The organism is Actinoplanes sp. NPDC026623 (assembly GCF_040638275.1).
In the GTDB taxonomy this organism is placed as follows: domain Bacteria; phylum Actinomycetota; class Actinomycetes; order Mycobacteriales; family Micromonosporaceae; genus Actinoplanes.
On record NZ_JBEZXZ010000259.1, the window covers coordinates 1 to 10,323 of the forward strand.

At 73.0% G+C, this 10,323-nt stretch carries 13 protein-coding genes; 10 read left to right on the forward strand and 3 right to left on the reverse strand.

Going from position 1 to position 10,323, the window contains the following annotated elements:
- Positions 1-194, reverse strand: a 194-nt coding sequence (locus AB0F10_RS40880; protein ID WP_360638518.1) for a hypothetical protein, incomplete at its 3' end; no start/stop codon positions are given.
- Positions 195-353: 159 nt separating this feature from the next.
- Here AB0F10_RS40880 and AB0F10_RS40885 point away from each other — a divergent pair.
- The 10 genes from AB0F10_RS40885 (at position 354) to AB0F10_RS40930 (ending at position 8,236) form a co-directional block, all read left to right on the forward strand.
- The gene (locus tag AB0F10_RS40885; RefSeq protein ID WP_354729841.1) at positions 354-722 is read left to right on the forward strand and encodes a holo-ACP synthase; all 369 of its coding nucleotides are present in this window, start codon (positions 354-356) and stop codon (positions 720-722) included.
- A gap of 21 nt (positions 723-743) precedes the next feature.
- Complete coding sequence (locus AB0F10_RS40890) at positions 744-2,192, forward strand: NAD(P)H-hydrate dehydratase (RefSeq protein WP_360638521.1); 1,449 nt, start codon at positions 744-746, stop codon at positions 2,190-2,192.
- Between the two features lie 36 nt (positions 2,193-2,228).
- The gene (gene alr / locus AB0F10_RS40895) at positions 2,229-3,422 is read left to right on the forward strand and encodes an alanine racemase (protein WP_360638551.1); all 1,194 of its coding nucleotides are present in this window, start codon (positions 2,229-2,231) and stop codon (positions 3,420-3,422) included.
- Positions 3,419-4,513 (forward strand): alpha/beta hydrolase, encoded by a 1,095-nt coding sequence (locus AB0F10_RS40900; protein ID WP_360638524.1) that lies wholly within the window; start codon positions 3,419-3,421, stop codon positions 4,511-4,513. Before alr ends, AB0F10_RS40900 begins: the two co-directional genes overlap by 4 nt.
- Complete coding sequence (tsaE, locus tag AB0F10_RS40905) at positions 4,510-4,992, forward strand: tRNA (adenosine(37)-N6)-threonylcarbamoyltransferase complex ATPase subunit type 1 TsaE (protein WP_360638527.1); 483 nt, start codon at positions 4,510-4,512, stop codon at positions 4,990-4,992. The genes AB0F10_RS40900 and tsaE overlap by 4 nt, the downstream gene beginning before the upstream one ends.
- The gene (locus AB0F10_RS40910; RefSeq protein ID WP_360638530.1) at positions 4,965-5,672 is read left to right on the forward strand and encodes a uracil-DNA glycosylase; all 708 of its coding nucleotides are present in this window, start codon (positions 4,965-4,967) and stop codon (positions 5,670-5,672) included. The genes tsaE and AB0F10_RS40910 overlap by 28 nt, the downstream gene beginning before the upstream one ends.
- Before the next feature lie 170 nt (positions 5,673-5,842).
- Complete coding sequence (gene tsaB / locus AB0F10_RS40915) at positions 5,843-6,499, forward strand: tRNA (adenosine(37)-N6)-threonylcarbamoyltransferase complex dimerization subunit type 1 TsaB (RefSeq protein WP_360638533.1); 657 nt, start codon at positions 5,843-5,845, stop codon at positions 6,497-6,499.
- Positions 6,499-6,927, forward strand: a complete 429-nt coding sequence (rimI, locus tag AB0F10_RS40920; RefSeq protein ID WP_360638536.1) for a ribosomal protein S18-alanine N-acetyltransferase — start codon at positions 6,499-6,501, stop codon at positions 6,925-6,927. The genes tsaB and rimI overlap by 1 nt, the downstream gene beginning before the upstream one ends.
- A complete protein-coding gene (tsaD, locus tag AB0F10_RS40925; RefSeq protein ID WP_360638539.1) occupies positions 6,920-7,972 on the forward strand; it encodes a tRNA (adenosine(37)-N6)-threonylcarbamoyltransferase complex transferase subunit TsaD in 1,053 nt (350 codons plus the stop codon). Before rimI ends, tsaD begins: the two co-directional genes overlap by 8 nt.
- A 9-nt stretch (positions 7,973-7,981) precedes the next feature.
- A complete protein-coding gene (locus tag AB0F10_RS40930; protein ID WP_360638542.1) occupies positions 7,982-8,236 on the forward strand; it encodes a hypothetical protein in 255 nt (84 codons plus the stop codon).
- A 10-nt stretch (positions 8,237-8,246) separates the two neighbouring features.
- Here AB0F10_RS40930 and AB0F10_RS40935 read toward each other — a convergent pair whose 3' ends face one another.
- Together AB0F10_RS40935 and AB0F10_RS40940 are read right to left on the reverse strand one after the other, a co-directional pair.
- Positions 8,247-9,437, reverse strand: a complete 1,191-nt coding sequence (locus AB0F10_RS40935) for an ROK family transcriptional regulator (protein ID WP_360638545.1) — start codon at positions 9,435-9,437, stop codon at positions 8,247-8,249.
- Positions 9,438-9,468: 31 nt separating this feature from the next.
- A partial coding sequence (locus tag AB0F10_RS40940) for an ABC transporter permease subunit (protein WP_360638548.1) occupies positions 9,469-10,323 on the reverse strand: 855 nt, incomplete at its 5' end.

Genomic DNA, 10,323 nt, shown 5'->3' on the forward strand with positions numbered 1-10,323 from the left:
GCCGCGACGTCGTCGGCCCGCGCGCGCAACCGCAGCCGCGCCGCGGCGGCCGCAGCCTCTGCCGCGGTCGTCGCCGACCAGCGGGGCCCGGCCGGCGGCGGCGGGGGCAGCGTGTCGATCCGGGCGGCCGTGGCGGACAGGGCCGCCGCACAGGCGCGGACCGCCACGGTGTCGACTTCGAGCTCGGACGTCATCGGCAACCTCCAGGTGGAAACGGTTCGGCCGCCGAGGTTAGGGGGAACCGGGGACCCGGAATCGCCCCTGTGGACAACGGGTTCGGGAGCCGCGCCGGTTGTACACAGGCCCGGCGCACGATGGGCCGGCGACGTGTGCCGGCCGATAAGGTTGGCCCTGTGATCGTGTCTGTCGGTATCGACGTCGTGCTGGTCGATCGATTCGCCAAGGCGCTGGAGCGCACCCCGCTGCTCGCCGACCGCCTGTTCACCGATTCGGAGCGCATGACCTCCTCCGGCAACCCGCGATCACCGGAGTCGCTGGCCGGCAGGTTCGCGGCCAAGGAGGCCGTAGCCAAGGCGCTGGGCGCGCCCGCCGGGCTGCGCTGGCACGACTGCGAGGTCGTCACCGATCCCGACGGGAGGCCGTGGCTAACCGTCTCCGGTACGGTCGCGGCGGTGGCGGCGGAGCGGGGCGTCAGCCGCTGGCACCTGTCGCTGTCACACGACGGTGGCATCGCCTCGGCGATGGTCGTCGCGGAGGCCTGAGAGTTCCCAGGGGGTTACGGCATGCGGCAGGCGTGGCGGGTGGCGGACGTTCGGGCGGCGGAGAAGGCGCTGATGGCGACCCTGCCGGCGGGCACGCTGATGCAGCGCGCCGCGTCGGGGCTGGCCCGGCGTTGTGCGCTGCTGCTCGGCGAGTCCGGCGGGGTCTACGGCGCGACCGCGGTGCTGCTGGTCGGCAGCGGGGACAACGGCGGCGACACGCTCTACGCGGGCGCCGCGCTCGCGGCCCGCGGGGTGAGCGTCAAGGCGATCCTGCTGCGGCCGGAGCGGGTGCATCTCGCCGGGCTCGCCGCGCTTCGCCGTGCGGGCGGCGTCACCGTCGACGACCTGCCGGCCCGGGCGGATCTGGTCGTCGACGGCATCGTCGGCATCGGCGCGAGCGGTGGCCTCCGCGAGCCCGCTGCCGCGCTGGTCAGGCGCCTTTCGGAGCTGCGCGGCCGGGACGGTGCCCGGCCGCCGGTGGTCGCCGTCGACGTGCCCAGCGGGGTCGCGGTCGACACCGGTGACGTTCCCGGCGACGCCGTCCAGGCCGACGTCACCGTCACTTTCGGCTGTCTGAAGCCCGCGCACGTCGTCGGCGCCGCCGCGGCCCTGGCCGGCCACGTCGAGCTCATCGACATCGGCCTGGGCGCGACGCTGCACGGCGATCCGGCGGTGCGGGTGGCCGACGCCGAGGACGTCGCCGCCTGGTGGCCCCGGGCCCACGCCCGCTCGGACAAATACAGCCGCGGCGTGGTCGGCGTCGCCACCGGCTCGGCGACCTACCCGGGCGCGGCCGTCCTCTCGGTCACGGGCGCCCTGGCCGGGCCCACCGGCATGGTCCGCTACGCGGGCAGCGCCGATCGCGAGGTGCTGCACCGGCACCCGTCCGTGGTCGCCGCGCGGCGGGTCGCCGACGCGGGACGGGTGCAGGCCTGGGTCTGCGGTTCCGGGCTGGGCACCGACGACGGCGCTCGCACGGAGTTGCGCAGCGTCCTCGCCACCGCCTTGCCGGTGCTGCTCGACGCGGACGCTCTCACCCTGCTCGTGGATGGCCAGCACGCCGCCGACCTGCGCCGGGACGCCCCGCTGGTGATCACCCCGCACGACGGCGAGTTCGCCCGGCTGGCGGGCGAGCGGCCCGGCGCGGACCGGATCGGATCGGCCTGCCGGCTGGCGGCCTGGATCAACGCGGTGGTGCTGCTCAAGGGCGACCGGACGATCGTGGCGACCCCGTCGGGCGAGGCGTGGGCCAACCCGACCGGCAGCCCCGCGCTGGCCACCGCCGGCAGCGGTGACGTCCTCGCGGGCCTGCTCGGCTCGCTGCTCGCCGCCGGGCTCCCGCCGGAACGGGCGGCGATCATGGCCGCATACGTGCACGGTCTGGCCGGCCGCAGGGCCGAGCGGGACGGCCCGGTCACGGCACCGGACGTGGCCGCGGCGTTGCGCCCCGTGCTGGCTGACCTGCTGTGACGCGGTTCTGTCATACCGATCAGTAGGCTGGTGAGTATGTGGCAGGCCGAGGTCCGGGTAGATCTGGACGCCATCCGGGACAACGTCGCGACGCTGCGCGCGGGCACCACCGCTGAGGTCATGGCGGTGGTCAAGGCCGACGGCTACGGGCACGGCATGCTGCCGTGCGCCCGGGCGGCGCTGGCGGGCGGCGCGACCTGGCTGGGGGTCGCCACGCTGGACGAGGCGCTGGCCATGCGCCGGGCGGGCATCACGGCTCCGGTGCTGGCCTGGCTGCTCGCCCCGGGCCTGCCCCTGCACGACGGTGTCGCGGCCGACGTCGACCTCAGCGCGGCCGGCGTGGGCCAGCTTGGCGAGTTGGTCGCGGCCGCCCGTCTCGCCGGGCGCCCGGCCCGGGTGCACCTCAAGATCGACACCGGCCTGGCGCGCGGCGGCGCCACCCCGGCCGAGTGGCCCGCGCTGCTCGAGGCGGCGGCCAAGGCGCAGGCCGGCGGCGAGGTCGAGGTGGTCGGCATCTGGAGCCACTTCGTGTATGCGGACGCGCCCGGTCATGAGACGGTCGATCACCAGCTGGCGGTGTTCGCTGAGGGGCTGGCGACCGCCGAGCAGTTCGGCATCGAGCCGCGCTACCGCCACATCGCCAACTCCGCGGCCACACTGACCAGGCCCGACGCCCACTACGACCTGGTGCGCCCGGGTGTCGCCGTCTACGGCCTGTCGCCGTTGTCCGCCGAGTATGAGACCGGGTTGCGGCCGGCCATGACGGCCCGGGCCCGGGTGATCCTCACCAAGCGCGTCCCGGCCGGCCAGGGCGTCTCGTATGGGCACGCCTACTACACCGCGCGGGAGACGACGCTGGCGTTGGTGCCGCTGGGTTATGCCGACGGGGTGCCCCGGCACGCGTCCAATGTGGGCCCGGTGTGGCTTGGCGGGCGCACCCGGACGGTCGCGGGGCGGGTGTGCATGGACCAGATCGTCATCGACTGCGGGGATGACCCGGTCGCGCCCGGCGACGTGGCGACGCTCTTCGGGCCCGGCGACGACGGCATGCCGACGGCCACCGACTGGGCCGACGCGATCGGCACGATCAACTACGAGATCGTGACCCGCTTCGGCAGCTCCCGCGTCCCCCGCGTCTACGACGGCGTGGCCGGCGTCCCCACCCCGGCCACCACGCCTGCAGATCAGGCGGTCCCGGGGGCCGTCGACTCGGCTGAGGAGAGTGCATGAGTCCGGCAAAGCAGCCCCGCCGGTCCGGTCCGCGGCGGCGGGCCAAGAAGGTCGGGATCGTCGGCGCCGCCATCGGTGTCGCCGCGGCCGGCCTGGCGACGGCCTTCGCCGTCGAGCGGACCCTGGTCCGCAAGTCGCTCAACGCTCCCGGCGATCCGCATGCCGACGAGGAGTTCGGCGATCAGCCGTTCGACTCCGAGTCGACCGTCACGGCCGCCGACGGCACCGCGCTGCGCGTCGAGGTCGTCGAGCCGGACGAGCCGACCGGCAAGCCGACCATCGTCTTCGTGCACGGCTTCGCGCTGGACATGGGCACGTTCTACTTCCAGCGGCGGGTGCTCGCCGAGCAGGGCGATCATCGGCTCGTCTTCTACGACCAGCCGGGGCACGGGCGGTCCGGGCGGCTCAAGTCCGGCGACTACGACATCGCCGCGCTGGGCAGGTCGTTGGCGGCCGTGCTCGACGCGATCGTCCCGGATGGACACATCATCCTGGTCGGGCACTCGATGGGCGGCATGACGATCATGGCGTTTGCCGAGCAGTACCCGGAGTGGTTCGGCGAGCGGGTGACGGGCGTCGTGCTGATGTCGACCTCCGCGGGGCTGATCGACAAGTCCAGGCTCGGGATCACCACGCTGGTCGCCCGGGTCAGCGCGCCGTTCTTCCCGCTCTGGGGCGGCGCGGCCCGGATCGGCGGCGGCACGATCGACCGGGCCCGCGTCGCCTCCTCCGACCTGGCCTGGCTGCTGACCCGCCGCTACGGCTTCGGCGACGCCCGGCCCAGCCCCTCGCTGGTCACGTTCGTGGAGCAGATGAACTCGAGGACGCCGGTCGAGACCCTCGCCAGATATCTGCAGACGCTTTACACGCACAACCGCTACCCGGCGCTGTCCACGCTCAGCGGGGTGCCCGTGTTGGTGATGGTCGGCACGAAGGACTACCTGACCCCGGTGACCCACTCGGAGGAGATCCTGCGTCACCTGCCGCAGGCCGAACTGGTGAAGATCGACAACAGCGGGCACGTCGTCATGCTCGAGAAGTCCGACGAGGTCAACGCCGCGCTGATCCCCTTCCTGAAGAAGATCTCGTGACCGCCACCGGATTCCGGCTGGCCACCGTTGACGACACCCAGGCGTTCGGGCGGCGGCTCGCCGGCGTGCTGCGGCCCGGAGACCTGGTGCTGCTGACCGGGCCGCTGGGCGCCGGGAAGACCGCGCTGGTGCAGGGCATCGGCGCGGGGCTCGGCGTGCTCGGTGCCGTCACCTCGCCGACGTTCGTCATCGCCCGGGTGCACCGGCCCGATCCGGCGCGGGGCGGGGAGCTGCCGCTGGTGCACGCGGACGCCTACCGGTTGGGTGATGCCGCCGATCCGCGCGCCGAGATCGACGATCTCGACCTCGACGCCTCCGCGGAGGACGCGGTGACGGTGGTCGAGTGGGGCGCCGGCCTGGTGGAACAGCTCAACGACGAATACCTGGCCGTCCGGATCGACCGGCTCGACGACGACACCCGGGTCATCGACCTGGTTCCCCATGGCGGCGAATGGGCCGCCCGACTGGAGAAGATGTGAACCTGCCAGACCTGCTCCCCGACGCCTGGCGCACGGAGCTGACGCCGCTGCTCGACGCGGACGCCACGGCGACGCTGAGCGCGTTCGTGGACGAGGAGTATCGGACGCAGACCGTCTATCCGCCGATCGAGGACCTGTTCGCCGCCTACCGGCTGTGCTCGCCCGAGCAGACCCGGGTGTTGATCCTCGGTCAGGACCCTTATCACGGACCGGGGCAGGCGCACGGGCTCAGCTTCAGCGTCCGGGAGGGTGTGCGGATCCCGCCGTCGCTGCGCAATGTCTTCAAGGAGCTCGCCGAGGACGTCAACGTGCCGCCGGCGACCAGCGGCGACCTGACCGGCTGGGCCCGGCAGGGCGTGCTGCTGCTCAACGCGGTCCTGACGGTCCGGGCGGGCGCCGCCGCGTCGCACGCCAACAAGGGCTGGGAGGCCTTCACGGATGCGACGATCCGGGCACTGAACGCCCGCGACGAGCGCGTGGTGTTCCTGCTCTGGGGTGGCTACGCACGCAAGAAGGCGGCGCTGGTCACGAACCCGGCGCACGTCGTCCTGGAGGCCGGCCACCCGAGCCCGCTCAATCCGAAGGGCTTCCGCGGCTCCCGGCCGTTCAGCTCGGCCAACAAGGCGCTGGCCGACGCGGGCCGCGCCCTCGTGGACTGGAACCCGCGCACCGACGCATAGCCACACCGGCGAGGCCTGGTCGCGCGGCACGGGTCCGCGGGATCGGCGCCGGGTCGCCGGGCGCCGTGTGGTGCGCGGCCTGCTGGCGGTGATCAACGTTGCCGCCCCGGTGCCCGGGCACACGGACACCGGCGATTCGGTGTGGTTTTCCGGCGGCTAGGGTTCTTCACGTGCTCGTACTCGCGCTGGACACCTCCACGCCCGCGGTGACCGCCGCCCTCGCGGAGGTCACCGGCACCGGCATGAGGGGGCTGGCCGAGCGCCGCACCGTCGATCCGCGCGCGCACGGCGAGCGGCTCGCGCCCCAGGTGCGGCTGATTCTCGACGACGCCGGGGTGCGCACGGCGGATCTGGCCGCGATCGTCGCCGGCGTCGGGCCGGGGCCGTTCACCGGCCTGCGGGTCGGCCTCGCCACCGCCGCCGCCATGGGGCAGGCGCTTGCCGTGCCCACGTACGGGATCTGCTCGCTCGATGCGCTCGGCCGGGCCGCCGGTCCGGGCCGGGTGCTGGTCGCCACCGATGCCCGGCGGCGTGAGGTCTACTACGCCGTCTACGTCGACGGCGTGCGTGTCACGGACCCCGAGGTCGCCAAGCCCGCCGACGTGCGGGTCGAGGTCGATCGGGCCGTCGGCGAGGGCGCCCTGAAGTACAGCGAGATCTTCGGGGTCCCGGTCGACGACCGGGTCCTCTTCCCGCCGGGTGAGGCCCTGATCGCCCTGGCCGCCGAGCGGATCCGGCGGCAGGCGCCGGCCGAGGCGCTCACCCCGCTCTACCTGCGCCGGCCGGATGCCGTCGAGCCGGCCTCCCGCAAGCCCGTGCTGCGCTGATGATCGTCACCCGGTTCCGCTGGTGGCACATCGCCGAGGTGCTGCCGATCGAGGAGGACCTCTTCGGCGCCGAGAAGTGGTCCGCCGCCATGTTCTGGAACGAGCTTGCCCAGCGGAATTTCTACCTTGTCGCCGAGGAGAACGGCGGCGTGGCCGGCTATGCCGGTCTCGCCGTGGTGGATCAGGACGAGTCCTGGGTCCAGAACATCGCCGTGGCCCGCACCGCGCAGCGTCGGGGCGTCGGGCGGAAACTGCTCGAGGCGCTGCTCGCCGAGGCCGGCGGCCGCAAGGTGCTGCTCGAGGTCGCCGTCGACAACGCCCCGGCCCAGCGGCTCTACGCCGGTTATGACTTCGAGCCCGTCGGTGTCCGGCGCGGCTACTACCAGCCCAGCAACACCGACGCCCTGGTGATGATGAGAAGTGCCTGACGAACCCCTGGTCCTCGGCATCGAGACCTCCTGCGACGAGACCGGTGTCGGCATCGTCCGCGGCCACACCCTGCTCGCCGACGCCCTCGCGTCCAGCGTCGAGCAGCATGCGCGGTTCGGCGGGGTCGTGCCCGAGGTCGCCAGCCGCGCCCACCTCGAGGCCATCGTGCCGACCATGCAGCGGGCCCTCGACGACGCGGGGGTCACCCTCGCCGACGTCGACGCGATCGCCGTGACGGCCGGGCCGGGTCTGGCGGGGGCGCTGCTCGTCGGGGTCGCCGCCGCCAAGGGGTACGCGCTCGCCGCCGACAAGCCGATCTACGGCGTCAACCATCTCGCCGCCCACGTCGCCGTCGACACGCTGGAGCACGGCCCGCTGCCCGAGCCCGCCGTCGCCATGCTGGTGTCCGGCGGCCACTCGTCGTTGCTGCTGGTTGACGATCTCACCGCGGGCGTGACGCCGCTGGGTGCGACGATCGACGACGCGGCCGGTGAGGCGTTCGACAAGGTCGCCCGGCTGCTCGGCCTCGGTTTCCCGGGTGGCCCGGCGATCGATCGGATCGCGCGTGACGGCGACCGGGCCGCGATCGCCTTTCCGCGCGGGCTGACCGCGCCGAAGGACCAGCTCAAGCACCGGTTCGACTTCTCGTTCTCGGGGCTGAAGACCGCGGTGGCCCGGTGGGTCGAGGCCCGCGAGCGGGCCGGCGAGCCCGTGCCGATCGCGGACGTCGCCGCCGCCTTCCAGGACGCGGTCTGTGACGTGCTCACCGCCAAGGCCCTGGACGCGTGCCGGGAGCACGGGGTCGAGACCCTGGTCATCGGCGGGGGCGTCGCCGCCAACTCCCGGCTTCGGGTGCTCGCCGAGCAGCGGGCGGCGAAGCTGGGCATCCGGGTACGGGTGCCCCGGCCGGGGCTCTGCACCGACAACGGGGCGATGGTCGCGGCGCTCGGCTCGCACCTGGTGGCCGCCGGGATCGCGCCCAGCCGGCTCGACCTGCCGGCCGATTCCGCAATGTCATTGACCACGGTCACTGTGGCGGGGTAGGAAGCGAGCATGATCGCACGCATGTGGGAGGTACGGGCGCTGGGCAGCGGCTTCGACGAGCTGTTGACCTGGGTCTGCGACGAGGCGTTGCCGCAGGTGGAGGTGCTGCCGTCGCACGTGTCGAGCGAGGTCTACTCGTCGACCGACCACCGCATCGTCGTCATCACGAGGTGGCGCAACATCCCGGCCGACCTGCCCGCGCCGCCGGAGCGGCTGACCGCCCGCGCGCCGCATGTCTGGGATTTCACGCCCGTCGACAGGTAGGCGTTCCCGGTCAGAGCAGCGGGTCCGCCAGCAGCCTTTCGAAGGCCAGTTCCGCGGCGCCGATCAAAGCCGCGTCCGTGCCCAGTTCCGGGGTCCGGAGCCGGACGTGTTCGCGGCAGGCGGGCAGCGCCACCTCGTTGAGCCGGCTGCGGATCTGGGCCGCGGCGACCAGGTACACGTCCCGCAGCGTCCCGCCGAAGATCACCGCTTCGGGGTTGAAGATGTTGATCAGGTTGCCGACGCCGAGGCCGATCCAGTCGCCGACCTGGCGGACCGCCTGCTGGGCCGCGCGGTCGCCGCGCATGGCCGCGTCGACCACGCCCAGCACCGCCTCCCGCCCGCTTTCGTGGCCGCGGCCCGCGAGCTCCAGCAGGGCGTACTCGCCGATCTCGGTCTCCCAGCAGCCCCGGGAGCCGCAGCTGCACGGCTTGCCCATCGGGTTGATCACCATGTGGCCGACCTCGCCGCCGTAGCCGCCGTGGCCGGTCACCCGGCGGCCGCCCGCGATGATGCCGCCGCTGACGCCCACGTCGCCGTACAGGTAGATCACGTTTTCGTGGCCGGCCGCCGCGCCCCGGCTGTGCTCCACCATGGCCGAGACGTCGGCGATGTTGCCGACGATCAGCGGGCCCACCTCCGCGCCCTCGAGCCCGCTCAGTTCCAGGCTGAGCGCCTCGCCGACCGGTTCCTCCACCCAGCCGATCGTCGGCGCGAGGCGGATCATGCCGTCGTCGCGGCGGACCATGCCGGCCACCGCCAGGCCGCCGCCGACGTAGCGGGCGCCCTCGGGGACGGCCAGGCGCATCTCGTGGATGAACCCTGCGAGCGGCTGGACCGCGTCGACGACCTGCATGCCTCGCGGCCGGGCCGTCTCGCGGCGGTCCAGGATCTGGCCGCCCAGGCCGACCCGGGCGGCACGCAGCCGGTCCACCTCGATCGCCAGCGCGTACGCGTAAACCTGCGACGACTCGGGCCGGACGACAAGTGATGGTCGTCCGGCCCTCAGGGTCTCCTCGGGCGGCCGCTCGGTGACCAGCCCGGCGGCGGCCAGCTCGGAGGTCAGCGTTCCGATCGTGCTGCGGTTCAGGCCGAGCTTCGTGGTGAGCTCAGCTCGGGAGGTAGCACCATGAACGTGTACGTATCTGAGCAACGTGCCCAGGTTGTGCCTGCGAACCTCCTCGTGGCTGGGGCCGGCTCGCATCAGTGCGCCGCCTCCGTGCCCGTGGGCCTGTTCATCGGTTACCGGTGGCTGCCGCTCTGCGGCGTGACAGGGCGTCGACGCTTGCGGCCAGTAGCAGGATGAGTCCGGTCACGACGAATTTGGTGCCGGCGCTGTAGCCCATGAGGCCCATGCCGTTGTCGATGACCGCGATGACGGCGCCGCCGATGACCGCGTCGAGGACGCGGCCCTTGCCGCCGAAGAGGCTGGTGCCGCCGATGACGGCGGCGCCGACGGCGTAGAGCAGGACGTTGCTGCCGCCGGAGTTCGGGTCGACGGAGTTGGCGCGGCTGGCGGCGATGATGCCGCCGACGGCCGCCATGAAGGAGCCGATGACGAACACCGAGATCCGGATCCGGTCGACCGCGATGCCGGCGCGCCGGGCGGCTTCCTTGTTGCCGCCGACGGCGTAGACGTGGCGTCCGTAGGTGGTGCGGCCGAGCACGAAGGTCCAGATGATCAGGAAGACGGCGATGATGGGGGCGACGATGGGTACGCCCTTGACCGAGCCGCTGATCAGCGGGTTGATGCTGCGTTCCGCGGTGAGTACGGCGACGGCGGCGAACAGGATCACGGCGAGGGCGCCGATGCGGGCCAGGATGATGCCTATCGGGTCGGTGACCAGGCCGCGGATCGCGCGGCCGCGGACCTGGATGAATTCGACGACGGCGTAGCCGGCGACGGCGGCGATGGCGAGGATCCAGCTGACGGCGACGGACATGTTCTTGTTGGCCAGCGCGAGGACGAATGGGTCCCGGATGGAGATGTTTTTACCGCCGCTGAGCAGCACGAGCAGGATGCCTTGGAAGGCGAGGAACGCGGCGAGGGTGACGACGAAGGAGGGGATGCCGACCTTGGCGACGAGGAA

Coding starts and splice junctions, on each gene's coding strand:
- AB0F10_RS40935 (WP_360638545.1), bottom strand. CDS start 9,437: ATGCGAGCCGGCCCCAGCCACGAGGAGGTTCGCAGGCACAACCTGGGC.
- AB0F10_RS40890 (WP_360638521.1), top strand. CDS start 744: ATGCGGCAGGCGTGGCGGGTGGCGGACGTTCGGGCGGCGGAGAAGGCG.
- alr (WP_360638551.1), top strand. CDS start 2,229: ATGTGGCAGGCCGAGGTCCGGGTAGATCTGGACGCCATCCGGGACAAC.
- AB0F10_RS40930 (WP_360638542.1), top strand. CDS start 7,982: ATGATCGCACGCATGTGGGAGGTACGGGCGCTGGGCAGCGGCTTCGAC.
- AB0F10_RS40910 (WP_360638530.1), top strand. CDS start 4,965: ATGGGCCGCCCGACTGGAGAAGATGTGAACCTGCCAGACCTGCTCCCC.
- AB0F10_RS40900 (WP_360638524.1), top strand. CDS start 3,419: ATGAGTCCGGCAAAGCAGCCCCGCCGGTCCGGTCCGCGGCGGCGGGCC.
- rimI (WP_360638536.1), top strand. CDS start 6,499: ATGATCGTCACCCGGTTCCGCTGGTGGCACATCGCCGAGGTGCTGCCG.